We start from the raw sequence: 24,791 nt of genomic DNA on the forward strand, positions 1-24,791 counted from the left end.
TTCAAGTACCGCTCAGTACCTGATTCTGCTCCGCTGCGCCGCAGAAGCGCACACCCCGACTGTGGCGTGATGACAAAGTTCCGCGCGCGGCCCGCCACATTCCAGAATAAATGTGGAAAAAGTTCCGGCGAACGCTGTGGCGATGTAGATTCCAGGACGTGCGGCGCTGATACCAGACAAGCGTCGGCGCACTATTCGTGCCCTATTGCAGGCGGCAATCCCACCGACGCGGTCGGGATTGCCACGCCCCGAGGAGGCGACCGTGTCAGAGCAGCGGGACGAACCGGACGGGCTCGCCGAGTTCCCGCTGCGGATCGCCTTCGACTCCCTGCTGTCCCCGGCGAGCACGGCGACCGACCGCGACGACCAGGACGTCACCTCGATCGACCTGTGGTCGTTGCTGCCGTCGGACCTGGCGCCGCTGTTCCGGCCGGGCGTGCAGGACCTGACCGAGGAGATCCGCAGCGAGCTCAGCCGGGCCATCCCGGCGTTCAGCAGGCGCATGGACGGCCCGTTCGGCAAGACCGTGACCGAGGGCATCCAGCAGGCGGTGATGCAGTTCATCGACCGGCTGGCCGACCCGGCGGCACCGCAGGACGACCGGGCGCAGCTTTTCCGGGACATGGGCCTGCACGACTTCTACGACGGCCCGATCCTCGACGTGCTCCAAACCGCGTACCGCATCGGCGCGCGCGTCGCCTGGCGGCGGATCGCGCAGGTCGGCGACCGGGCCGGGGTGCCCACGGCGACGCTGTGCCTGCTCGCCGAGGCCATCTTCGCCTACATCGACGAGCTCTCGGCGCTGTCGGTGGAGGGCCACGCCTCCGTGCGCGCCAGGGAGATGGGCGCCCTGGAGCGGCGGCGCAGGCAACTGCTGGAGGTCATCCTCTCCCCCGCCGCGGCCACCCCGCAGGCGCTGACCAGGCTGGCCGAGGCGGCCCGCTGGCCGGTGCCGGAGCGGATCGTCACCGTCGCCCTGGAACTGCGCGACGAGCACTCCGAGCTGCCCGGGGCCAACATGGACGGCCGGGTGCTGGTGGACCTGGAGGGCAGCGAGCCGTGCCTGGTCCTCGCCGAGGAGCACCGCGACCTGCTGCACAAGCTGCCCGAGGAGCTGCCCGGCTGGCGGGCCGCGGTGGGCCCCACGGTGCCGGTCACCGAGGCGGCCGAGTCGCTGCGCTGGGCCCGGCGGACGCTGGTGCTGGTCGGGCAGGGCGCGCTGCCCGACACCGAGGTCACCTGGTTCGAGCGGCACATGTCGGTGCTGTGGCTGCTCAACGACCCGTTCCTGGTGCAGGAGATCTCCGAGCGGGCGCTGGCCCCGATGGCCGAGCTGACCGGCAAGCAGCGCGACAAGCTCAGCGAGACGCTGCTGATCTGGCTGGAGACCCGGCGCAGCGCCCCGGAGATCGCCCAGCTCCTCGACGTGCACCCGCAGACCGTCCGCTACCGCCTGCGGCAGCTCGAGCGGCTGTTCGGGGCCTCGCTGGACGACCCGGACCGGCGCTTCGACATCGAGGTGGCGCTGCGGGCGCGGCGCACCCTGCGCGGGGTCGAGCTGACCCGCTAGCGCCCGGCAGAACCGCGAAGGCCCCCGGTGTCTGTACCGGGGGCCTTTGACTGCGCGAGGGGGTTCGTGGTGCTGTCGGAGCTTCGGTGGTCCGCCGCCGCGCCGCGGCGGTGGACCGGGGCCGGGCACACGGGAGGGCAGGCGCGGTGCGGGCGCCTGCCCTCCCGGGCGGATGCTCGCCCAACAGCAGCCGGGGCCTGAACCACCACCGGGGCATCACGCGGGTGCGGGCACCGTTGCCCGCGAACTCCGGGTGGCGGCACCCGCACCCACCCGGGGTGCGGAGCCATTCCACTCGGCAGCGCATTTGTGTGAACCGTCCGCCCGAACGAGTGAGTTTCGCCGGACAGGGTCGACTTTACCCATTTCGTCAATTACTGGACAATAGCCGGGCGGTAATTCACCGGTTGCCGAGTGGACCGGTCGCCGGAATTGTCACGACCGCGGCGTTCCCAAGCCCGCTAGTACGGGTCGATCGAGGAAATCCGCCATACCCCGTCCACCCGCTGCGCGCCGACGGCCAGTTGCGCGCCGCCCACGGTCGCCTCGCCGTTGTCGCCGCGGGTGGAGGTCTGGTCCATGAACACGAGCATGGTGGCGTGGTCCCCGTCGAGCTGGGACACCCCGGACAGGACCACCTTGGACTTGTGCACCAGCTTCTGCGCGGGTGCCAGTTCCCGGACCTTCTTGAACAGCTCCTCGTACTGGCTCGACGCCTTGCCGACGAGGACGGTCTTGGCCGCGGCCTCGGTCAGGGCGGTGTTGTCGTAGCGGTAGGAGAAGACCTGCTCCAGCGCCTCGCGCACGGCCGTGGTGACGGCCACGGTCTGCCCGGCGTCGACCACGGCGACGTTGTTGCCCGCCGCGTCGTCGATCCGCTCGGCGCGCAGCCACAGGAACAGGCCGCCCGCGGCGACCAGCAGGGCCGCGACCAGCAGGACGACCGACAGCCGGGTGGAGAAGGCGGGGGTGCCCACGTCGTCCGCGTCGTCGGGGTCGTCCGGGCCGTCCCGGTCGTCCAGGTCGCCGGGGTCGGCCTCGGGAGCCTCGTCCGCGTCCGGCTCGTCCGGCGTGGCGTACCCGGCCGCGGAGGTCTCGTCGACCTCCTCGACGCCGACGGTGTCGGGGGTGTCGGGAGCCTCACCGGGGGCCGGGTCGACGTGCGGGGCGGGGCGCGGTCGGCTCGTGGGCCTGCCCGCCACCCGGCGGCCCGCCACCCTGGGCGTGCGGCCCCGGGTGGAGGCGTCGCGGCGTCCGGTGCTGCTCATGGGATCTGCTCCTCTGCCTTCGCCCGGTCAGGCCGTCTGGATCTTGACCAGGTCGAGCGACGAGAGCAGCCACCCCTGATCGGTCCTGGTCAGCGTGCCCTGCATCCGGATGCGCTTGGACGACTCGGCGCCGCCCTCCGGGGTCACCGCCGTGAGCACCGAGGCGATGAAGCCCGCGGCGCCCCGGTCGGCGTCGAGTTCGGTCAGCGCGGCGTCGACGACCTCGCCCCGGGTCACCGTGCGCCCGGCGGCCAGGTTCTTGACCGTCACGTCCTTCTCGGTCTCCAGCAGGTCGTGCAGGTCGCCGGTGGACTGGGCCAGCCAGCCGTCCATGGCCGCCGGGGCGTTGCGGTAGTCGAAGGTGTTGAACTGGCCCACGATCGACTTGGCCGCGCGCAGCGCCTCGTCCCGGGCGGTGGCGTCGGCGGCGCGGACGTCGTCGGCGCCGAGCAGCCGCACACCCGAGACGCAGGCGAACACCACGGCCAGCACCAGCAGCACCACCGAGGCCACCCGCAACGGCCCGCCCGCTCGCCTGGTGCGGGTGTCCTCGTCGGTCTCGCTCATCCGGTGCTCCAGCTCCTACGGGGTCAGCGCGAGCAGCTCGTCGAGCGAGCTGCGCATGTTGTCGGTCCCCCCGGGGGCGTTGTTGTCCTGCTCCGGCAGCTCACCCCCGGGACCGAAGTCCGCGGGCTTGACCGCCGGGGGGACGCCACCGTTGGGCGCGTTCTGCGACCCCCGCACGTTACCGCTGCCCGGGGCGAGCACGCAGCGCGCGTTGGTGTTCAGCGGCGCCCCGGAGGTGTCGAGGCCGTTGCGGTAGCGGGTGCCCTCGTAGCCCTGGGTGCAGGGCATGGGGTCGAAGAAGGTCGCCGACAGGCCGAAGTTGGCGCCGTTGGGGGTGATGACGTCGCGGGCCGCGGCGATGGCCTGCGGGGCCACCACCAGCAGCTGCTCCAGGCCCGCCTGCCGGGTGACCAGCACGTTCGAGGTGGTCAGCAGGTTGGCGAACACGCCGCCGAGGCTCTTGCCGCTCTCGCGCAGCAGGCCGGAGATCTGCTCGGCCGCCGCCGGGGCGTTGGCCAGGATGGTGCGGATGTCGCCGTCGGACTTGCTGAGCTGCTCGGCGATGACCTTGGCGTTGACGCCGAAGTCCTGGATCGCCTGCTGCGACTCCACCTGGGTGGTCAGCACGGTGCCCGCGTCGGTGATGAGCTGCAGGGTCTGCGGCAGGTGCTCGGTGGCCAACTGGGTGAAGCTGCTCGCCGAGTCCAGCAGGACCTGCAGGCTGGGGCCGGTGCCCTGGGTGGCCAGGTACAGCTCGTCGACGACGGTGCGCAGCTCGTCCTCCGGCACCGACTCGACCAGCTTGTCCAGGTTGAGCAGGACGGTCTCGTTCGGCAGCGGCAGCGAGGTCGCGTCCTTGGAGATGACCGAGCCCTCGGTCAGGTAGGGCTGGCCGTCGCGGCGGGGGCGCAGGTCGAGGTACTGCTCGCCGACCGCGGAGCGGTTGGCGACCACGGCCTCGACGTCGGCGGGGACCTGCGGGGCGTCGTCGCGGATGCGCAGGTCGACCTCGACGCCGTCGTTGACCAGGTGCAGCTCGTCGACCCGGCCGATGCCGACGCCGCGGTAGGTGACCTCGGCGTTGGTGAAGATGCCGCCGGAGTCGGGCAGGCGCACCTTCACGATGTAGCCCGCGGCGCCGAACATGGTGTCCAGGCCCGCGTACTTGGCGCCGACGTAGCTGATGCCCGCCAGGGCGATCAGCACGAAGACGGTGATCTGGACTCGTACCCGTCGGGTGATCATCAGCCGTTCCCCTCCGGGGCCTGGTCCGCCGAGGGCAGCGACAGCGGGGCCGAGGCGGGGGCGGCCCCCCTCGACTTCGAGTCGAAGTTCAGGTACACGTTCAGGTAGTCGCCCTTGATCGCGTTCAACGCCGAGTCCGGGAACGGGAACGTGAACAGCAGTTCCATGGCCTGCGGCAGGTTCTGCCCGGCCTCGTTGAGCTTGCGCAGCGTCGGCTCCAGGGCCTTGAGGTCGGCCACCAGGTCGTCCTTGCTGGCGTTGACCACCCCCACGGCGGTCGACGACAGCGAGTCCAGCGACTTGAGCATGGTGACGAACTGCTCGCGCTGCTGCGAGAGCACCTCGATGCCCGGGCCGAGGCCCTCCAGGAGCTGGGCGATCTGGTCCTTGCGCTGCCCGAGCGAGCCGGAGAGCCGGTCCAGGCCGTCGAGGGCCCTGGTGATCTCGGCGCGGTGCGCGTCCAGGCCACCGGCGAAGGTGTTGAGGTTGGTCAGCAGCGCCTTGATGTCCTGGGAGTTGCCGCCCAGCGCCGCGTTCAGCTCCTTGGTGATCAACTGGATCTGCCCGACGCCGCCGCCGTTGAGCAGCATCGACAGCGCGCCGAACACCTCCTCGATCTCCGGGTTGCGGTTGGTGCGCTCCAGCGGGATGTTGGCGCCGTCGGCGAGGGTGCCCTGCTTGGCGTCGTCGCTCGGGTCGGCCAGCTCGACGAACTTCTCGCCCAGCACGCTGGACTGGCGCAGCCGGGCCACCGCGGTGCCCGCGAGCTTGACCGAGCCGTTGACGACCATGCTGACCCGCGCGCTGCGGCCGTCGGGGGACAGCTCGATCGCCTCGACCTTGCCGATGGCCACGTCGTTGACCTTGACCCCGGACTGCGGGACCAGGTCCAGCACGTCCTTGAAGTCGGCGGTGACGTGGTAGGGGCGGTCGCCGACGTCGGCGCCGCCGGGGAGGTCGACGTCGTAGAGACCGCCGCCGCAGCCCGCGAGCACGGTCATCCCCAGCCCCGCCGCCACAGCGGCGCGGAGCCCGGGGAACAGCCGGGTGCGCATCAGTTGCCTCCCTGCGCGTTGGCCGTGGCGGGCAGCGGCAGCAACGAGAACTCGTTGAGGTTGCCCCGGCCGTCGAGCGTGCGGGTGTTCGGGTCGTAGGCGTTGAGCAGGTTGCTCAGCGCCAGCGGCGTGGCGTCCAGCGCCTCCGACAGCGAGGCCCGCTGCTGCGAGAGCAGCGCGGTGGTGCCCGCCAGCTTGTCCACGTTGGTCTTGATCAGGCCGCGGTTGTCCTTGATGAAGCCCTGCACCGTGCCCAGCGCGGAGGCCAGTTCGCGCAGCGCCTCGTCGAAGTTGCCGCGCTCGTCGGCGAGGTTCTTCGACACCGACGACAGCAGGTCGTCGAGCTGGCGGACCTGGCCGTCGCTCTGCGCCAGCGTGGTGGTGAACTTCTGCAGCCCGTCGACGGTGGCGAACAGGTCGTCCTGGGAGTTGCCCAGGGTGCGGGCAAGGTCGCCGAGGTCGCGCACGGTCTGGCCGAACTCCGCGCCGTTGCCCTCGAGGTAGGTGGCGCCGGTCTTGAGCAGGTCGCTGAGCGCGCCGTCCTTGTTGGACCCCTCCGGGCCCAGGGCGGTGGTCACGTCGTTGAGGCTGGAGAAGAGCTGGTCGATCTCGACCGGGACGACGGTGCGCTCCAGCGGGATCGTGGTGTCGTCGGCCAGCCGGGGGCCGTTGGTGTCGACCGGGCTGAGCTGCACGTACCGGTCGGCGACCAGGCTGGGGGTGACGATCAGCGCGTTGGCGCCCTGCGGGATCGGGGCGTCGGCGTCGATGGTCATGGTGACCTTGACGTTGGGGCCCTGCGGCTCCACGGTGTCCACCGAGCCGATCTTGACGCCGAGCGCGCGCACGTCGGAGTCGGTGTAGAGGCCGACCGCGGCGGTGAAGTACGCCGTCACCGACTTGGTCTTGCCCGCGTTGAGCAGCGCCCAGGTGCCCGCGGCGACCAGCAGGACCGCCGCCGCGCCGATGGCGATCGCGCGGATCAGCTTGTAGCGGGTCTTCGTGGCGGCCATCAGCGTCCTCCTGCCTTGGGTGGCACGCAGCCCGCCGAACCGTCCGTGGACGGGATCAGGCCGCAGATGTAGCTGTCGAGCCAGCGGCCGTTGCCGACGGCGTTTCCGATGAGCCGGTAGAACGGGCCCGCCAGGCGCAGCGCCTTGTCCAGGTTGTCCTGGTTGCGCTGGAGCACGTCGGTGACCCGGTTGAGCTGTTCCAGGGCGGGGCCGATCTGCTGCTGGTTGTCGGCGACCAGGCCCTGGAGCTGGCGGGACAGGTCGCGGGTGCCGACCAGCAGGTCGTGGATGGCCTGGCGGCGGCGGTCGAATTCGCCGAGCAGCGTGTTGCCGTCGTTGATCAGCGCGGTGAACTGGTCGGAGCGGTCGGCGATGGTCTTGCTGACCCCGCTGGAGCTCTCCAGGAGCTGCTTGAGGTCCTGGTCCCGGGAGGAGATCGTCTTCGACAGCGACGAGAGGCCGTCCAGGGCGCTCTTGACGGTCTCCGGGGTGGAGGCCGAGAAGGTCTGCGCCAGGGTCTTGAAGCTCTCCGCCAGCCGGTCGGTGTCGATCTCGCCGGAGGTCTTGGCCAGGTCGGCGAACGCGTCGTTCACGTCGTAGGGGGTGATCGTGCGCTCGCTCGGGATCGGGTTGTCCGGGTCGAGTTCCTCGGTGCCCACCGGGTCCAGCGCCAGGTTCTTCTGGCCCAGCAGGGTCTTGATCTTGATGGCGGCGACGGTCTGGTCACCCAGCCACACCCCGCGCGCCCGGAAGGTCACCTTGACGTAGGTGTTCTCCAGCTCGACCGCGGTCACCTTGCCGACCTTGACCCCGGCCACCCGGACCTCGTCGTCGGGCTTGAGCCCCGCGGCCTCCTTGAAGTGCGCGGTGTACTCCCGGCCGCCGATGATCGGCAGCGAGTCCCAGGAGAAGATCAGCAGACCCACCAGCGCCATCAACGCGATGCCGACGAGGCCGACCTTGACGGTGTTGCGTTCGCGGAACGGTTTCACGACCGGCACCTCGCAGCGGTGTTCGGCAGGCCGATGTCGCCGGGACCCTGACCGGGTGCGGGGTCGACGTCGGTGGTGGCCGAGCACAGGTAGAAGTTGAGCCAGGACCCGTAGGAGGCCATCCGGCCGATGGCCTCGTACTTGATCGGCAGGTTCTTGAGGAAGGACTCGAACTGCGGGGTGTTGTTCGCCAGCGTGTTCGAAAGCTGCCCGAGGGCGTCGATGTCGCGCTTGAGCGGCTCCCGGCCCTGCGCGAGCAGGTCCGAGGTGCTGGTGGTCAGCTCGGCGATGCTGGAGATCGCGTCGCCGATCGGCTTGGCGTCCTTGGCCAGGCCGGACACCAACTGCTGGGTGGTCAGCAGCAGCGACGAGAGCTGGTCGCCCTGGGAGTTGACCTGCCCGAGCACGGTGTTCAGGTTCGTGATCACCCGACCGATGACGTCGTCCTTCTGCGCCAGCGTGGTGGTCAGCGAGGCGACGTGGGTCAGCAGGTTGTCCACCGTGCCGCCCTCGCCCTGCAGGACCTGCACGACCTCCAGCGACAGCTTGTTGACGTCCTCGGGCGAGAGCGCCTGGAACAGCGGCTTGAACCCGTTGAACATCGCGGTCAGGTCCAGCGCGGGCCGGGTGCGGTCCAGCGGGATGACCGAGTCCTCCGGCAGCGTGCCGGAACCGGTGCCCTGGTCGATGGAGATGTAGCGCTGGCCGATCAGGTTGCGGAACTTCACCGTGGCGATGGCCGTGGGCGACAGCGCCCAGCGGCGGTCCACGCTGAACTCCACCTGGCTGAACTTGCGGTCCACCACCTCGATGTCCTCGACCTGCCCGACGCGCACACCCGACATGCGGATGTCGTCGCCGGTGTTGAGCGAGGTGACGTCGGTGAACTTCGCCGAGTAGCTGATGGTGTCGCCGCTGCCCTTGTTGGCGATCGTCACGCCGAGCACGATCGTGGCCACCAGCGTGACCACCGTGAAGATCAGGCCCTTGACCAGCGGTCCGGTCACGGACTTCATGACAGGTTCACCTCAGCTCCGCGCAGCAGGGGTCCGACCAGCAGGCTGCTCCAGTCCGCGAGGTCGGCCGGTGCCAGGTTGTCGGTGGTGGGGGCGATCAGCTCGTTGATGAACTGGCTCTCCTCCGCCGAGTTGACGGTGCCCAGCCCGTCGGTGCCGCTCGCCGTGTCCATCGCCACCGCGGGGGTCGCGCCCCCGGAGAGCCCGCCGGGGTAGCAGCGGGGGCCGCTCTTGGCGGTGAAGGCCGGGCGGTCGCGGCCGGGGACGTAGGCGCCCCGCGACTGCTTGACGACCAGGTTGACGTGCATGCCCGGCTCGTTGGTGCCGACGCCGAGCGCCCGCTCCACGTCCGGCTTGACGTTGACGACCGCCTGCGCCAGGCAGGGGAACTCCGGGGAGTACCTGGCCAGCAGCTCCAGCGTGGGCCTGCTGCTGTCCGCCAGCCCGATCAGCGTGTTCGCGTTGCCCCGGACGAACTCGCCCAGGTCGTTCGACGCGGTGGTGAGCGAACCGAACAGGTTGGTGAGCTGGTCCTTCTGCTCGGCGATCGTCTTGCTCGTCGTGGTCAGCTCGTCGAGGGCGTCGATGATGTCCGGTGCCGCCTTCTCGTAGACCCCGACGGTGTCGGCGAACTTGGTGATGTCCGCCTGGATCTGCGGCATCTGCGGGTTCAGCTCGGCGAGGTACTTGTTGAGCGAGACCATGGTCTCGCCCAGGGTCTTGCCCCGGCCCTCCAGCGCCTGCGACAGCGCGCCGAGGGTGGAGTTCAGCTTCTGCGGCTGCACCGCCTGCAGTACCGGCAGCAGGTCGCGCAGCGCCTTCTCCAGCTCGACCGAGCGCTCGGAGGTGTCCTGGTTGATCGCGTCGCCCTCGCGCAGCGGGCGCGCCGGGCTCTCCGGGACCACCAGGGCCACGTACCGCTGGCCGAAGAGGGTCTTGGGCAGCAGCCGGGCGGTGACGTTGCTGGGCAGGAGCTGCAGCTTGTCCGGCTCCAGCGCCAGCTCGATCGCCACCCCGTCGCCGTCGGTGACGATCGAGTCGACGGTGCCCACGATCATGCCGCGGACCTTGACGTCGGCGTTCTCCTTGAGCTGGTTGCCCACCCGGTCGGCGTGCAGCACGACCCGGGTGGAGCTGACGAACGCCTTGTCGTAGATGGCGATCGCCAGCCAGCCCAGCAGCAGGATGATGACGAGGAAGAAGACACCCATCGTCTGGTTGCGCAGTCGCGTGTTCACCCGGCCACCCGCACCGTCGTCGTCGCGCCCCAGATCGCGAGGCTGAGGAAGAAGTCCAGGACGCTGATGATCACGATCGAGGTCCGCACGGAGCGGCCGACCGCGACACCCACGCCCGCCGGGCCGCCGCTGGCGCGGTAGCCGTAGAAGCAGTGCGTCAGGATGATCGCCACGCTGAAGATCAGCACCTTGACGAACGACCACACCACGTCCTCCGGGGGGAGGAACAGCGAGAAGTAGTGGTCGTAGGTGCCCGCCGACTGCCCGTAGACGCTGACGGTGATCGTCCGCGCCGCCAGGTACGACGTCAGCAGGCCGATCGTGTACAGCGGGATGATCGCCACGAACCCGGCGATGATCCGCGAGGTCACCAGGTACGGCATCGACCGGATCGCCATGACCTCCAGCGCGTCGATCTCCTCGGAGATCCGCATGGCGCCGAGCTGGGCGGTGAAGCCGGAGCCGACCGTGGACGACAGCGCCAGGCTGGCGGCCAGCGGGGCGATCTCGCGGGTGTTGAAGTACGCCGAGAGGAAGCCCGCGAACGCCGAGGTGCCGATCTGGTTCAGCGCCGCGAAGCCCTGCAGGCCGACGACCGTGCCGGTGAAGACCGACAGGCCGACCATGACGCCGATGGTGCCGCCGATGACCGCCAGCGCGCCGGAGCCGAAGCTCACCTCGGCCAGCAGCCGGATGATCTCCCGCAGGTAGCGGGTGAGCGCGAACGGAATCCAGGCCAGCGCGCGGGCGTAGAACACGAGCTGGTCGCCGAGCCGTTCCAGCGCGTTGAACGGGCGCTGGAAGGACACCCGGCCCTTGCCGCGGAGCGTTACCACGTCACGCTCCCTTCGCGGGGACGAGCTGCAGGTAGACCACGGAGATCACCAGGTTCACCAGGAACAGCAGGAGGAAGGTGATGACCACGGACTGGTTCACCACGTCGCCGACGCCCTTCGGGCCGCCCTTGGGGTTCAACCCCCGGTAGGAGGCCACCAGGCCGGCGAGGAAACCGAAGATCACGGCCTTGAGCGTGCCGACCCACAGGTCCGAGAGCTGCGCCAGGGCCGAGAAGCTGGAGAGGAAGGCACCGGGGGTGCCGCCCTGCACGACCACGTTGAAGAAGTAGCCGCCGCACACGCCGACGACCGAGACCATGCCGTTGAGCAGCGCGGCCACGCCCATGGCGGCGAGCACGCGGGGCACCACCAGGCGCTGGATCGGGGAGACGCCGAGCACCATCATCGCGTCGATCTCCTCGCGGATGGTCCGCGAGCCCAGGTCCGCGCAGATCGCCGAGCCACCGGCACCGGCGACCACCAGCGTGGTCACGATCGGGCTGGCCTGCTGGATGACCGCGAGCACGCTGGCCGCGCCGTTGAACGAGTCGGCGCCGATCTGCGCGGTCAGCGACCCCAACTGCAGGGTGATGACCGCGCCGAACGGGATGGCGACCAGGGCGGCGGGCATGATCGAGACGCTGGCGATGAACCAGAACTGCTGGATGAACTCCTTGGCCTGGAAGGGCCGCTTGAACATCTGCACGATGACGTCGAGCGCCATGGCGAAGATGTTGCCGAACTCGCGCATGGCCCCCGTGGCCTTGGCCGCGACCGGGGCCAGCGGGGAGGTCTTGCGGGACGTGCGGGTGCTCACTGGTCCCCCTCCTCGCGGCGCCACGGGCGGGGCCGCGGGCGCATGGGCGGGGACTGCTGTGGCTGCTGCGGGGCGGGCGGGCGCGACTGGGCGACCGGGCGCGGGATCTGCTGGGTGGGCTGGGCACCCGCCGCGGGCCGGGTGGGCAACTCCTGGCTGACCCGGGTCTGCTCCCGGGTGGCGGTGGCCGTGCCGGTGGTGCCCGGGCCCGAGGGCATCGCCATGCCGGTGGTGCGGCGGCGCCACTCCTGGTAGCGGTCGTAGTCGTCGCGGCTGAGGCTGGCCAGGATGCCGTGCTGGGCGGACTCGGGCAGCGTGTGCAGGATCTGCATGACCCGCTGGCGGCGGCGCCGGGCGGCGTCGCGCGGCGGCAGCCCCGGGGTCGGCTCGAGCTGCGGGACGACCCCGCGCATGTCCTCCTCCAACGAGCCGTCGCTGTGCCCGGCGTCCAGGTGCGCCTGCTCCTGGGCCATCTGCGCCTGGTCCTTCTCCTCGGACATGCCGATGGGACCGATGCGGCGACCGTTGAGGAACTGCTCGACGACCGGCTCCTCGCTGGTCAGCAGCACCTCGCGGGGCCCGAACATCACCAGTTCCTTGCGGAACAGCATCCCCAGGTTGTCCGGGACGGTGCGGGCCACGTTGATGTTGTGCGTGACGATGAGGATCGTCGCGTCGATCTGCGCGTTCAGGTCGATCAGCAACTGCGACAGGTACGCGGTGCGGACCGGGTCGAGACCGGAGTCCGGCTCGTCGCACAGGATGATCTGCGGGTCGAGCACCAACGCCCGCGCCAGCCCGGCGCGCTTGCGCATACCACCGGAGATCTCCCCCGGCAGCTTGCCCTCCGCACCGAGCATGCCCACCATGTCGATCTTCGACATGACGATGTCGCGGACCTCCTTCTCGCTCTTGCGCGTGTGCTCGCGCAGCGGGAAGGCGACGTTGTCGAAGATGTTCATCGACCCGAACAGCGCACCGTCCTGGAACAGCACGCCGAACAGCTTGCGGATCTCGTAGAGGTCGCGCTCCGGGCAGGAGCACAGGTCGACCCCGTTGATGACCACGCGGCCCTTCTCCGGCTTGAGCAGCCCGATCAGGCACTTGAGGAACACCGACTTGCCGGTACCGGACGGCCCGAGCAGCACGCTGACCTCACCGGAGGGCAGCGTGAGCGTGACGTCCCGCCAGATGGCCTGCTTGCCGAACGACTTGCTCAGGCCCTCGACGGCGACCTCGACACCCATCACACCTCCTGTGGAAACAAGCTTGTTGGTGATTCTGCCCGGGTGGCCCGGGTGGCCCCGCCTACTTGGGGCAGCCGATGCACAGCGACTTGAGGTGGATGAGCACCTCGGTCCCCGGACCGGAGACCAGACCACTGAACAGCCTGCTGAGGTCCTCACCGGTCTTGCCCCGGCAGCCGGTGAACGGGGGGACCGTGGCGGTGCTCTTGATGTCGGTCTCCACACCCTGCCCGAGCCCGATGTTCCCGGTGATCGGCACCTCCATCGGACCTGCGGTGTGGCAGTCGACGCCCGGGTCCATCAGGTGCACACCGGTGCCGGAGGCGGTGCCGCCCTGCCACACGTTGTCCACCCGCAGCTTGACCCGGGACACACCGTTGGTTTCGCCGACGGGCGAGGCGCCCAGGATCACCTTGACCTTGCCGCTGACAGTGCCCTCGGTGGCGTAGATGTCGTTGAAGACCGGCATGAACCGGAAGACGACCAGGTAGGTGTTCTTCGCCGGGTCCAAGAGCAGTTCGCCGGTCATGTCGTTGCCGTCTGGCGGTACCGGGAGCGTGATGGGCAGCAAGGTCTTCAGGGTGCCGCGCAGGGTGATCTGCGCGCCCTGCAACTTCGGCGGCTTGGCCACGACGGTGACCTCGAAGTTGACCCGCAGGGGTTCCGGGTCGGCCAGGGTGCCGACGCCGGGGTCCGGGAGGGCTTGGGCCTGTGCCGGGGGCGCGGCGGGTGCGGGGGCGGCGGCCGTCACGTCGAAGGTGCCCAGCGCGCCGGAGTCGGTGGTGGCGGTGCAGGTGATCTCGGTGGTGCCGACGAGCATCTGCGCCGTGAGGCCGGTCAGCTCGACCTGGGCGGTGCCCGCCGCCTTGGGGGTGAACGCGACCGGTGCGCCCTCCAGGGTGAGGTTGAGGTCGCCCTGGGCCGGGAGCGTCATGGCCTTCACCGCGAGCGGGGTGGCCTTGAGCTCGGTCCTGGTGGTGCCCTCGACCAGGGTCATCGCCGGGGTGAGGCTGGCGTCCAGGGCGGTCTCGCCGCCCGCGCGGAGCTTGTCCACCGCGGTCGCCGGGAGGACGATCTTCGCGCTGGGCTTGGCCGTCACCTGGGTGCCCGCCGTGGCGGTGTTCGGGATGCCGACGCCGAACTCGATCGGGACGTCGACCCTGTCGCCGCCGGGGAGCACGCAGCCGAAGGCGGCGCCGACCGGGGTCTCACCCGCCGTCGCCGCGCTGGTGCTGTAGTAGATGCCGCCGCCCGCTGCGCCGAGGACGACCGCGGCCAGGGCGGACTTCACCGCGAGGCGACGCCGCTTGCGCGTCTCGGAAACGTTCATGAGATGACCACTCACCTGCCGATGAATATACGGGCAAAATGACGTGAAGGACACGCCGCGAGCACGGGCTCGGACGTTACCAGCGTGTCACCACCGTGACAACAGCGCTTTCCATACCGGCCGGTAACGCTTCTGTTGTTGTCACCCCCGGCGCAGGTCGGCAGGGGTGGTTTGTGGTCCACTGGCAACATCATCTAACACCTCTACCAGCGGATAAACACGTTCGGGCCACCGAGTTGTCCGGAGTTGAGCATCCGTCAGGGCAAACTTGTCACCGTCGGGTGAACCTGGGGCCCGGGTGGTCATAAATCGGATCGATGCCTTTTCGCAGTGCTTTGCCGTCTGCTTTGTTCGGCCGAACGCGGGTCGGCGGAATTTCCGGTCATTGCTCCGGTGGGGGTCGCTAGGCGCCTTCGCGGACCATTCGCAGATCGTCGCGGCTGTCGCGGATGAGGGCGCACGCCTCGGTCAGGTCCAGCGGGTGGCGGGCGGCGTCGAGCAGGCGGGCCGCCTCGGCGTAGGCCAGGGCGGAGCGGCGGCGCTGCTCGGCGACGATGCCGTTGCAGCGGCGCGGGACCGAGGCCAGTTCGTCGGCCAGCGCGGAGATCTCCAGGGTCACCTCGTCGAGCACGAGCCGGAACCGGGCGCGCGCCCGGCGGGCCCGCCACCGCAGCAGGCAGCGGGCTCCGACAGCGCCGGACAGGAGCGGGACGACGGCGGTGACGGTCCACCACCCGGCGCTCACGCGGCGTCGCCGTCGCCCGCGTGCTCGAAGAGGTCACCGTCGGTCAGGACCCGCTTGAGCACCTTGCCGGTCTGGTTGCGCGGCAGTTCGTCGACGAAGATGACCTCGCGCGGCACCGAGAACCGGGCCAGCCGCTGGTGGACGTAGGCGCGGATGGAGTCCTCGTCGAGCCGGGCGCCGGGGCGCACCACCACGTAGGCCACCAGGCGCTGCCCGTACTCGCTGTCCGGGACGCCGACCACCGCGGCCTCGTCGACCTGCGGCAGGTCGACCAGGACCTCCTCCACCGGGCGCGGGAAGACGTTCTCGCCGCCGGAGACGATCATCTCGTCGTCGCGGCCGGAGACGAACAGGCGCCCGTCGGCGTCGAAGTAGCCGCGGTCGCCGGTGTCCATCAGGTCGTGCCGGATCTCGCGGCCCTGCCCGTCGGTGTAGCCGTCGAAGAGCATGTCGTTGCCGACGAAGATGCGCCCGACGACCCCGGGCGGCACCGGGTCGCCGTCCGGGCCGAGCAGCCCGATCCGGGTGCCCTGCGGCGGGCGGCCCGCGGTGGTGGGCGCGGCGCGCAGGTCGGCGGGCCCGGCCACGGTCGCCGAGGAGACCTCGGTGGAGCCGTAGAAGTTGTAGAGCACGTCGCCGAACTCGTCCATGAAGCCGGTGACGAGCTGGCGGGGCAGGGCCGAGCCGCTGGAGGCGACGATGCGCAGCGAGGAGGTGTCGTAGCGGGCCTTGACCTCGCGCGGCAGGTTCAGGATGCGCTGGAGCATGATCGGCACGGCGAACAGCGCGGTGCACTTCGACTCGGCGATGGCGCGCAGGGTGCCCTCGGCGTCGAAGCGGCGCTGCACCACCAGCCCGGCGCGCAGCGGCATGGCGATCTGCAGCGCGGTCAGGCCCCAACTGTGGAAGATCGGCGCGGCCACGAAGATGCGGTCGCCCGCGCGCAGCGGGATGCGGGAGAGCACCTGGGCGGAGTCGGCCAGGCCCGGGGTGGGCCTGCGGGCGCCCTTGGGGGTGCCGGTGGTGCCCGAGGTGAGCACGATCAGCCTGCCCGGCTCCGCGGGGGCGGGCAGGGTGGTGGTGGCGCCCTCGTCGATCAGCTCGTCGATGGTGGTGTCGGTGTCCTCAGTGGGCCGCCCGGTGCCGATCAGCGGCACGTCCTGGGGCAGGTAGCGCAGCAGCGGGACGAACTCGTCGTCGGCGACGAGGGCGGCCACGGTGTGCCTGCGCACCATGTCGTCGATCTGCGACCCGGCCAGGCCGGTGTTGAGCAGGACGGCGTCCGCGCCGAGCTTGCCCAGCGCCACCAGGGTCTGCACCAGGTAGCGGTGGTTGCGGCAGAGCACGCCGACCTTCTTGCCCGTCCCGGCGCCCAGCTCGGCCAGGCCGTGCGCGAGCCGGGTGCTGCGCGCGTCGACCTCGGCGAAGGTCAGCTCGCCCTCCTCGTCGCCGACGGCCAGCGACTTCGGCGAGCGGGCCGAGGCGGCGCAGTAGCCGCCCGCCAGGGTGGCGCCCCACTTGAACAGGGCGTGCAACTGCCGGACCGTGCGGTCGGGGCGGGCCGGGGAGAAGATGCCCGCGCCGACCAGGGTCTTGGCCACGTGCAGCTTGGTGCCGCCGGGCTCGCGGTGCCGGTCGGCGCGCGCGTCGGGCACCCTGGCCAGGAAGTCGCAGACCCGGCGCAGGCCGTCGCGGGCCCAGGTGCGGATCTCCGACTCCGACCAGGTGGCGCCGCGCTCGTGGCGCAGCATCGGCTTGAAGAACACGATCTTGACCTGGGTGCGGCCGGTGCCCGCGTCGGACAGCCGCAGCGAGACCCAGCCGCCGGTGTCCGGCACGCCCGCGAGCACCAACTGCTCGTCGCGGCGGTTGATCACGGTGCGCAGCCGGTGCTCGATGACGGCGAAGTCGCCGAGGCAGGCGCGCAGCGCGTACTCGTCCGGCGCGCCGTACTCGTCGGTGGCGAGCTTGTCGCAGCTGCTGATGCCGCGGAAGAACCGGGGGTAGCGGTCCGGCTCGCCGAGCACCTCCCAGAGGGCGGACCGGGAGTGGTCCACCGTCATGTCGAAAACCACGCAGTCGGCAGCCATCACAACCGTCCTCGCCTCGCGTCCGCGGTCCGATCGCACCTCGGTTCACCGAATGAATCACCCGAATTAACCCCGGGTCAAGGGCGCGCGCGCAGCTACGGGAAAAGTACTCGGTGAACGCACAATCAGCGGGGGTTTTTGTACCCGGTGGACAGTTCGCCGATCTTGGACCGCGACTGGGTTCGCGGCGGCGACCTGCGGCTATGCCGGGGTGCCGGAGGCCGGGGTGTGGGCCGTACGGAGCAACGCGTCGGCGGCCGTGCGCGCTCCGCCCGCCGCCCGCAGCGACTCGGCGACCGCTTGTGCGTTGGCACGGTATCGAGGTTCCGCGAGAATCCCGTCGAGTGCTTTTCCGAGGTGCCCGGCCCCCGCGCGCGCGAATCGCACCCGCACCCCGGACCCGGTCGCCACGACCTGCTCGGCGACCACCGGCTGGTCGTCGCGGATCGGGGCCACCACCAGCGGCAGCCCACGGGCCAGCGCCTCGCACACGGTGTTGTGCCCGCCGTGGCAGAGCACCGCCCCGCCGGTGGCGGCGGCCCGGTCGAGCACGGCCTGCTGCGGCACGTGCGGCAGCGCCAGCACGTTCGGCGGCGGGTCGGCCAGCGCGCCACCGGGGTCGACCACGACGGCCTGCAGGCCCGGGCGCTCGGCCAGGGCGGCGGCGCACTCGCGCAGGAACCGGTCCCCCGCGTCCGCGCTGACGGTGCCCAGGCTGACCAGCACCAGCGGGCGGTCGTCGAGGCGGTCCCAGGGGAAGTCGGGGGCGGGGACGTCCGGCCGGGGCACCTGCCCGGCGAAGGTGATCGCGCCGCCGCCGGGGTTGCCCACCGGGCCCGCGAGCGCGGGGCTGGTGAAGGCCAGCAGCAGCAGCGGGGAGAAGCGGGGGTCGGTGGTGGCGGCCGGGTCGCCGAAGCGGGCGCGCAGGTCGGCAAGCTGCCCGGCCACCCGCTCGGCCACCGCGGGCACCAGCGCCAGCGGGTCGGTCAACTCCGCGGAGGTGCTCGCCGAGGTCACCCAGGGCAGGCCCGCGCGCTCGGCGGCGAACGCCCCGGCGAAGGCCTGCTGGTCGGCGACCACCAGGTCCGGGGCGGTGTCGGCGATCGCGCGCTCCACGCCGGGGGCCATCGCCTCGGTCAGCGGCACGAAGACGTGGTCCCACAGGTGCTTGAACGCGGCGAAGCCCGAGGCCGCGGGCCTGGGCACGTCCGGGTGGGACCGGCAGGGCCGCACGACAGCGCTGTCGGGCAGCATCCGGCGCAGCAGGTCGGGGTCCCCGGCCCAGACGACCTCGTGGCCGCGCGCGCCCAGCTCGGCCGCCACCCCCACCAGGGGGCTGACGTGGCCGGTGAACGGCGGCACGACCAGGAGGAGACGGCTCACGCGGCCGCCCGCTCGTGCAGCGAGTCGACCCAGTCGAGCACCAGCTCGCGGACCGTGCGGTGCCGCTCGACGAGCACCGAGTGGTTCTGCCCGGCGATGACCTCGGTGCGGCAGTCCGGCAGCAGCCGCCCCACCGCGGCCAGGTCGTCGCTCTGGAACCCGTCGCTGCCCAGGATCGACAGCACCGGGCAGCGGATGGCGGCCAGGCCCTCGGCGTCGAGCAGCGGGCCCGAGGGCACGTCCTCGACGATGCTGGTGGCCCGGATCATCGCCGCCGCGCCCTTGGCCAGCCGGGCGTGGTGGGCGCCGAAGGTCTCCGCCAGCCAGCGCAGGTTGTCCTCGTCGTCCATCGCGGCCACGGTGTTGCGCAGGGTGCGCGCCATCTTCGCCGACCAGTCGCCGGTGGCGGGCTCGGCCTCGATGGACACGATCCCGGCCACCCGATCGGGGTGGCGGGCGGCGAAGCTGAAGGCGATGGTGCCGCCGAAGCTGTTGCCGACCAGGTGCACCGGCCCGGCGACCCCGGTCCGGTCGAGCAGTTCGGCCAGGTCGTCGACGAAGTCGTCGAGGGTGTAGCCGGTGGCCGGACGCTCGGAGCGGCCGTGGGCACGCAGGTCGTAGGTGAACACGTCCATGCCCGCCTCGGCCAGCGGGGCGGCGAGGGTCAGGTAGAAGCTGGCCAGGCTGTCGTAGCCGAGGCCGTGCACGAACACCACGGTCGGCGGGGTCGACGCGCCCGCGTTCTTCGCGGGCATCCGCTGGTAGTGCGTGCGGACGCCGTTGACCTCGATCATGGCCATGTCAGTGCCCCGCGGTGTCGGACCCGGCGGTGCTGGATTCCGAGGTGCTGGACTCCACGAAGGACACCAGGTCGCCGACGGTGATGCCGATGACGTCGTCGAGGTCCTTCTCGGCCAGGAAGGCGGCCAGGTTGACCTGCTCGCCGTAGTGCTCGGCCAGCATCTGCCCGACCGCCACCAGGTCGATGCTCTCCAGCCCGAGGTCGTCGTGGAAGGTGGTGTCCTCGGTGATCTCGGAGTCGTCCAGGCCGTACTGGTCGAGCACCTTCTCCAGGACGTCGGTGATCACGGCAAGGATCTCGGTGCGGGTCTCCCGGCTGACCGGCGTGCGGAACTGGGTCACTGCTGCTCCCTCGGGTTCGGTCGGGCCGTGTGCGCCACGGCGTACCTGCGGTCCGGCAGCCCGGGCGGGCTGCCGACGATCTCGGTGGTGGCGGTTCCCCGCCCGGCCCGGGCCAGGGCGGCCGCCTCGGCGGTGGCGGGGTCGCCGGTCACCTCGACCACGGCGACCACCGGCCGGGTGCCGGGGTCGGCGACCACGGCGACGCCCAGCTCCCGGCAGGTCGCCACGGCCAGGTCCAGGGCGGGCAGCTCCAGCCCCTGCCTGCCGCGGGCGACGAGCCCGCCGTCGGCGCCGGTGGCGATCTCGACCTCGGCGGGGAACAGCGGCCCGAAGCCGGTGTCCCACAGCCTGCCGCGCACGGCGTCCTTGAGCACGATCCGGCCCAGCAGCCACTCGCGGCGCTCGCGCGGGGGGCAGCGCTCGTACTCGGCGCGCTCGGCGGCGCCCAGGTACTTGCGCAGGTAGAACTCGCGGGAGGCCAGCGACGCCCACCGCTCGTCGGCGCGCCACCAGCCGCCGTCGTGCCGCCGCGAGAGCGTGCTGGTCTCGGGGAAGCGGTGCACGGCGCTGATGTCGGGGTCGCTGTCGAAGCGGTGGTCGACCCACCCCTCGATGTCGACGACGGTCCGCCCGCCCGCGCTGAGCCGCAGGTCGACCGTCGCCTCCCGGTCGTCGACCGACACCAGCCGCAGCGCGCAGTCCACAGTGGAACCGGCAACGGGTTCCGGGGCGTGGAAGCGGATGCGGCGCACCGACACCGGGAAGGCGATCCAGCGGCGCGGGTGGCACTCCACCAGCCACTGGCCGATGAGCTGACCCGCGTTGTCCAGCAGCGCCCCCGGCGCGGCGGGAGCGGTCAGCTCGGCGCGGGCGGAGGTCTCGGACATGCCCACCGTGCGGGTGATGCCCTGGTAGGCCGGACCGTGGAACAGCCAGCGCTCGTCGTAGAGGCGGGCGGCGGTCAGCGCGGGCGGGCGCTCGTCGGGGGCGGGCTCCCACGGCAGCGGGCCGGGGGCGTACTCGTCGCCGAGGAGGACCAGGGCGTCGGCGTACTGCCCCACGCGGACCTGGAGCCGGTCGGTGCCCATCGGGCGGACGGTGATGGTGAGGGTGTGCGCGGGGGCGGCGACGAGCCACTGGTGCAGCCGCAGCCCCTCCACCCCGGTGACCACGCGGCCGGGCGCGGCGGCCTCGGCGGCGCGCACCATGTGCCAGAGCACGGTGGTGGCGGGCATGACCGGGCGGCGGTCGGTCTCGTCGGTCCAGCCGGGGCGCTGGTGGGCGAAGCAGTGGTCCAGCAGGTACGGCATGTCCCGGGTGGACACGGTCAGGCTGGTCTCCAGCACCGGCTCGGGCACCGCGGCGGCCGGGTGGGCGGTGGGTGCGGCGGCGTGCGGTGCGGTGCTGCGCGGGGCGGCGGTGCTGTGGGCGGCGGCGAGGACGGCGGTGATCGAATCGGCGGTCTCCCGCACGAGCGCGTCGAGTTCGGCGAACGCCGGGTAGCGGTCCGCCAGCGCCCGCAGGTCCGCCAGCGCGGAGACCCCCGCCACCGCCGGGACGGGGGGCGCGGCGGCGGGAGCGGACCGCCCGCCGGGAGCTGCGAAGCCCGCACCGGGAGCGGTGGGCAGGGCGGCGGACGCGGCGGAAGCCGGGGTGCCGGTTGAGGCGGGGGCGGCAGCCGGGGTGGCTGAGGCTGCGGTGGTTGTGGTGGTGGCGGAGGCCGGGGTGGCTGAGGCTGAGGCTGGGGTGGTTGTGGTGGTGGCGGAGGCCGGGATGGTTGAGGTGGCCAGGGCGGCGGTGCCTGCCGAGGTGGCGGCGGTGCCGGTCGAGGTCTGGGCGGCCGGGCGTTGGGCGGACTCGATCCGGGTGGGGGCCTGGTCGAGGGCGGCGAAGTCGGGGGCGGCGCCCTCGACCCAGAGGGCCAGGGCGGTGCGGCGCAGTTGGCGCATCCCGGTGGAGCGGGCGGCGTTGGCGGCGACGGTGAGGTGGTCGTGCTCGCGCAGGGTGTCGTCCACCAGCGAGCCGAGCTGCCCCGGTCCGGCCTGCACGAAGGCGCGGATGCCCTCCGCGTGCAGGTCGAGCACCAGGTCGCGGAAGCGCACCGGCTCCAGCAGGTGCCGCACGCACAGCTCGCGGGTGGCGCCGGGGTCGGCGGGGAAGGGGCGGGCGGTGGTGGCCGACCAGACCGGCACGTGCGCCGGGTGCACGCGCAGGCTGGGCACCCCGGACTCGCGGAACGGCGCCAGGTAGGGGGCGAGCATCGGGGTGTGGAAGCCGGAGCGGAAGGGCATGACCTGGCAGATGACCGAGCGGGCGCGCAGGTCCTCCACCACCCCGGCGATCGCCTCGGCGGGCCCGCACACCACGGTCTGGTTGGTGGAGTTCTCGTGCGAGACCACCACCCCCGCCACCCCGTCGACCGCCTCGGCGGCGCGGTCGGCGGGGCAGCCGAGGACGGCGAACTCGACCCCGGGGACGCGCAGCGCGTCGAGGTCGGTGCGGGTGAGCATGGCGTCGAAGTCGGCGCCGGAGAACAGCCCGCCGCAGATCATGGCGGTCCACTCCCCCACGCTGTGCCCGGCGACCGCGGCGGGGGTGATGCCGAGCCTGCGCAGCGCCGCGTCCAGCAGCCTGCCGACGGCGACGACCGAGGCGCCGTGCCTGCCCAGGGTGTCGGTGCTCAGATCCGGGCGCGGCACGCCCAGCCAGTCGGCGACGTCGTCGACGCTGGGGTCGAACTCGGCCTCCAGGCCGGGGTAGAGGAAGGCGATGCCCGCGCCGCCGGGCAGCAGCGGGGCCGGGCTGAACCAGATGTCCTTGCGGGCGCGCCACTCCCGCCCCTTGGCCACGACCTTGCGGGCCAGCGCGAGCCGTTCGTCGGTCGGGTCGAGCAGGCCGAGCCGGGGGCCGGGGGCGGAGGTGGGGCGGCTCGCCCGCAGTTCCACCCCCGGGCGGTCGAGCAGCTCCACCAGCGCCGCGGGGGTGGGCGCGGCGAGGAGCAGGTGCTCGGTGCTCATGCCCGGCTCACCACCCCGAGGCCGTGTAGACGACCGAGCGGACCGACGGCGAACCCCAGGCCAGTTCCGCCAGCAGCGCGGCGACGCCGTCGGCGGGGGCGATGAGCTTGATGCCGCGCTCGGCGTAGGAGCGGCCCAGTTCGGCGCTGACCATGCCGCCGTGCTCGGCGTCCGGCGCCCACGGTCCCCAGTGGACGGTGAGGGCGCGGTGGCCGGTGCGCAGCGCCCACGCCGAGGACAGGGTGTCCAGGGCATCGTTGGCGGCGGCGTAGTCGGCCTGGCCGCGGTTGCCCAGGGCGGCGGCGATGCTGCCGAAGGACACCACGAACCGGGGTGCGGCGCCGACGTCGTCGAGGCCGTCGAGCAGGGCGGTGAGGCCGTCGACCTTGGTGGTGTAGACGCGGTGGAACGACTCCGGGTCCTTGTCGGCGATGAGCCGGTCCTCGATGACCCCGGCCGCGTGCACGACGCCGTCGATGCGGCCGTGCTCGGCGTGGAGCTGCTTGACCAGCCCGCGCACCGCGTCCGGGTCGCGCACGTCGAGGGTGTGGAAGTCGGCCTGGGCGCCCGCCCGGCGCAGGCCGTCCAGGGTGGCGGCCACCTCGCGGCGGGCCAGGATGTCGCGGGCGGCCCGGTCGACCGCGGCCGGTCCGCTGTGCCCGCCCAGCCCGGCGAGCGCGGCGCGCAGCCCGGCCAGGTCGGCAGCGGCGGCGGTGGCCGGGTGCTCGGCCGCGGTGGGCGGCCCGGTGCGGCCCGCGAGCACGATCCGGCAGCGCGCCGCCGTGGCGAAGGCGGTGGCCACCCTGGCGGTGATGCCGCGGGCGCCGCCGACGAGCAGCACCACCGAGTCCGGGGTCAGGCCGATGGCCTCGGCCTCGGCGTCGCCGGTCCCGGCCGGGCCCGCGCCGGTGGCGGCGAGCGCGCCCAGCGGGGTGGGCACCAGGTCGAAGGCGAGCCTGCTCGCCCCCGCGACCACGACCGGCTCGGCGCCGGGGGTGAGCAGTTCGCCGATGATCGCCCCGGCCGCGTCGGCGGGCAGCCCGTCCCACTCCACCAGCCGGGACGTGGTGTCCGGGTACTCCCGGCGCAGCGTGCGGAAGAACCCGCGCATCCCCGCGGTGCGCGCCGGGTCGCCGTGGGCGACGCCGAGGAGCCAGCGGGGCCGCCGGGTGAGCACGGACCGGAACATGGTGAACGCGGCGGGCAGCAGCGGTTCCTCGGTGGGCAGGCAGACCAGCCCGTCGACCCGGTCGACCCACTCGGCCAGCTCGGGGAACCCGGTCAGCGGCACGGCCAGCGCCCCGCGCGCCGAGAGCTGCCCGGCCAGTTCCTCGACCAGTTCCGGGGTGCCGCCCGCGATGAGGACGGAGCAGCCGAACAGCGCCGCGGGGTCGTCGGAGGGCACCCCGGCCGCGTCGACCAGCCCGAGCACGTACCGCCCCGGCGCCTCCCCCGGCACCTCGGGTGCCCGCACCGCGACGGGGGTGGGAACCGCGGCGGGTGCCTGGGTGGTGGGCGGGGCTGCGAGCAGCGCGGCGAGTTCCGCCGCGGTCCGCGCCCGCACCAGTTCCTCGATGTCGGCCGAGCCGCCGAACCGGGCGATCAGCTCGCCCGCGATCTCGGTCCGCTTGATGGAGTCGACGCTCAGGTCGGCTTCCAGGTCCAGCCCCGGCTCGACCATCTCGACGGGATAACCGGTGCGCTCCGCGATCACGCCGAGCACCGAGCCCAGCGCGTCCTCGACCGGGGCGGCGGGCGCGGCGACCGGGGCGGGCGGCGGGCCCAGCAGCGCGGCCAGCTCCGCGGCGGTCCGCGCCCGCACCAGCTCCTCCACGTCGACCGAACCACCGACCCGGGCCACCAGCTCCCCGGCGATCTCCGTGCGCTTGATCGAGTCCACGCTCAGGTCGGCTTCCAGGTCCAGCCCCGGCTCCACCATCTCCACCGGGTAACCGGTCCGCTCCGCGATCACGCCGAGCACAGTGGACAGCGCGTCCACTGCGGGCGCCGCGTTCCCCACGAGTCCGGTGGCACCCTGCGGCACAGCGGCGCCCACCGGCGCGACGGTGGCCGGTGCGAGCAGTGCCGCCAACTCACCCGCCGTGCGGGCGCGCACCAGGTCCTCGACGTCCGCGCCGCCGCCGAGGCGGGAGCGCAGTTCACCCGCGATCTCCGTGCGCTTGATCGAGTCCACGCTCAGGTCGGCTTCCAGGTCCAGC

General features: G+C 72.2%; 20 protein-coding genes. 1 reads left to right on the forward strand and 19 read right to left on the reverse strand.

Going from position 1 to position 24,791, the window contains the following annotated elements; all coding sequences use genetic code 11:
- Positions 1 to 262 precede the first annotated feature (262 nt).
- Complete coding sequence (locus UO65_RS15205; RefSeq protein WP_233427587.1) at positions 263 to 1,570, forward strand: PucR family transcriptional regulator; 1,308 nt, start codon at positions 263 to 265, stop codon at positions 1,568 to 1,570.
- A gap of 461 nt (positions 1,571 to 2,031) precedes the next feature.
- On the opposite strand, the gene UO65_RS34630 is transcribed toward UO65_RS15205, so the two are convergent.
- From UO65_RS34630 to UO65_RS15300, 19 genes are all read right to left on the reverse strand, one after another.
- The gene (locus UO65_RS34630) at positions 2,032 to 2,838 is read right to left on the reverse strand and encodes a nuclear transport factor 2 family protein (RefSeq protein WP_052021204.1); all 807 of its coding nucleotides are present in this window, start codon (positions 2,836 to 2,838) and stop codon (positions 2,032 to 2,034) included.
- 27 nt (positions 2,839 to 2,865) lie between these two features.
- The gene (locus tag UO65_RS15215; RefSeq protein WP_052021205.1) at positions 2,866 to 3,405 is read right to left on the reverse strand and encodes a hypothetical protein; all 540 of its coding nucleotides are present in this window, start codon (positions 3,403 to 3,405) and stop codon (positions 2,866 to 2,868) included.
- Between the two features lie 15 nt (positions 3,406 to 3,420).
- A complete protein-coding gene (locus UO65_RS15220; protein WP_035283068.1) occupies positions 3,421 to 4,650 on the reverse strand; it encodes an MCE family protein in 1,230 nt (409 codons plus the stop codon).
- Positions 4,650 to 5,705 carry an MCE family protein gene (locus tag UO65_RS15225; protein ID WP_084175616.1) on the reverse strand — a complete coding sequence of 352 codons (1,056 nt, stop codon included), beginning with the start codon at positions 5,703 to 5,705 and terminating at the stop codon, positions 4,650 to 4,652. The genes UO65_RS15220 and UO65_RS15225 overlap by 1 nt, the downstream gene beginning before the upstream one ends.
- On the reverse strand, positions 5,705 to 6,718 hold the full coding sequence (locus UO65_RS15230) for an MCE family protein (RefSeq protein ID WP_035283070.1): 1,014 nt from the start codon (positions 6,716 to 6,718) through the stop codon (positions 5,705 to 5,707). Before UO65_RS15230 ends, UO65_RS15225 begins: the two co-directional genes overlap by 1 nt.
- Positions 6,718 to 7,710: an MCE family protein gene (locus tag UO65_RS15235; RefSeq protein ID WP_035283072.1), complete on the reverse strand. Its 993-nt coding sequence runs from the start codon at positions 7,708 to 7,710 to the stop codon at positions 6,718 to 6,720. The genes UO65_RS15230 and UO65_RS15235 overlap by 1 nt, the downstream gene beginning before the upstream one ends.
- Positions 7,707 to 8,726, reverse strand: a complete 1,020-nt coding sequence (locus UO65_RS15240) for an MCE family protein (RefSeq protein WP_035283074.1) — start codon at positions 8,724 to 8,726, stop codon at positions 7,707 to 7,709. The genes UO65_RS15235 and UO65_RS15240 overlap by 4 nt, the downstream gene beginning before the upstream one ends.
- Positions 8,723 to 9,964, reverse strand: a complete 1,242-nt coding sequence (locus UO65_RS15245; protein WP_233427588.1) for an MCE family protein — start codon at positions 9,962 to 9,964, stop codon at positions 8,723 to 8,725. The genes UO65_RS15240 and UO65_RS15245 overlap by 4 nt, the downstream gene beginning before the upstream one ends.
- A complete protein-coding gene (locus UO65_RS15250) occupies positions 9,961 to 10,800 on the reverse strand; it encodes an MlaE family ABC transporter permease (RefSeq protein WP_035283076.1) in 840 nt (279 codons plus the stop codon). The genes UO65_RS15245 and UO65_RS15250 overlap by 4 nt, the downstream gene beginning before the upstream one ends.
- Position 10,801: 1 nt before the next feature.
- Positions 10,802 to 11,551, reverse strand: a complete 750-nt coding sequence (locus tag UO65_RS15255; RefSeq protein WP_052021213.1) for an MlaE family ABC transporter permease — start codon at positions 11,549 to 11,551, stop codon at positions 10,802 to 10,804.
- A gap of 62 nt (positions 11,552 to 11,613) precedes the next feature.
- Entirely contained in the window at positions 11,614 to 12,864 is a 1,251-nt protein-coding gene (locus UO65_RS15260) for an ABC transporter ATP-binding protein (RefSeq protein WP_052021207.1), read from the reverse strand.
- Positions 12,865 to 12,925: 61 nt separating this feature from the next.
- Positions 12,926 to 14,194 (reverse strand): hypothetical protein, encoded by a 1,269-nt coding sequence (locus UO65_RS15265; protein ID WP_035283077.1) that lies wholly within the window; start codon positions 14,192 to 14,194, stop codon positions 12,926 to 12,928.
- Between the two features lie 403 nt (positions 14,195 to 14,597).
- A complete protein-coding gene (locus UO65_RS15270; RefSeq protein ID WP_035283078.1) occupies positions 14,598 to 14,939 on the reverse strand; it encodes a hypothetical protein in 342 nt (113 codons plus the stop codon).
- On the reverse strand, positions 14,936 to 17,002 hold the full coding sequence (locus UO65_RS15275) for an AMP-binding protein (RefSeq protein WP_233427589.1): 2,067 nt from the start codon (positions 17,000 to 17,002) through the stop codon (positions 14,936 to 14,938). Before UO65_RS15275 ends, UO65_RS15270 begins: the two co-directional genes overlap by 4 nt.
- A gap of 228 nt (positions 17,003 to 17,230) precedes the next feature.
- Positions 17,231 to 18,412, reverse strand: a complete 1,182-nt coding sequence (locus tag UO65_RS15280) for a glycosyltransferase (protein ID WP_035283080.1) — start codon at positions 18,410 to 18,412, stop codon at positions 17,231 to 17,233.
- Entirely contained in the window at positions 18,409 to 19,212 is an 804-nt protein-coding gene (locus tag UO65_RS15285) for an alpha/beta fold hydrolase (protein WP_035283081.1), read from the reverse strand. Before UO65_RS15285 ends, UO65_RS15280 begins: the two co-directional genes overlap by 4 nt.
- Position 19,213: 1 nt before the next feature.
- Entirely contained in the window at positions 19,214 to 19,555 is a 342-nt protein-coding gene (locus UO65_RS15290; protein ID WP_052021208.1) for an acyl carrier protein, read from the reverse strand.
- Positions 19,552 to 22,572, reverse strand: coding sequence for an acyltransferase domain-containing protein (locus UO65_RS38610; RefSeq protein WP_052021209.1), 3,021 nt, complete (start codon positions 22,570 to 22,572; stop codon positions 19,552 to 19,554). Before UO65_RS38610 ends, UO65_RS15290 begins: the two co-directional genes overlap by 4 nt.
- 7 nt (positions 22,573 to 22,579) lie before the next feature.
- A partial coding sequence (locus UO65_RS15300) for an SDR family NAD(P)-dependent oxidoreductase (RefSeq protein ID WP_152552105.1) occupies positions 22,580 to 24,791 on the reverse strand: 2,212 nt, incomplete at its 5' end.

Origin of the sequence: Actinokineospora spheciospongiae (assembly GCF_000564855.1) — a bacterium.
Taxonomy (GTDB): Bacteria; Actinomycetota; Actinomycetes; order Mycobacteriales; family Pseudonocardiaceae; genus Actinokineospora; species Actinokineospora spheciospongiae.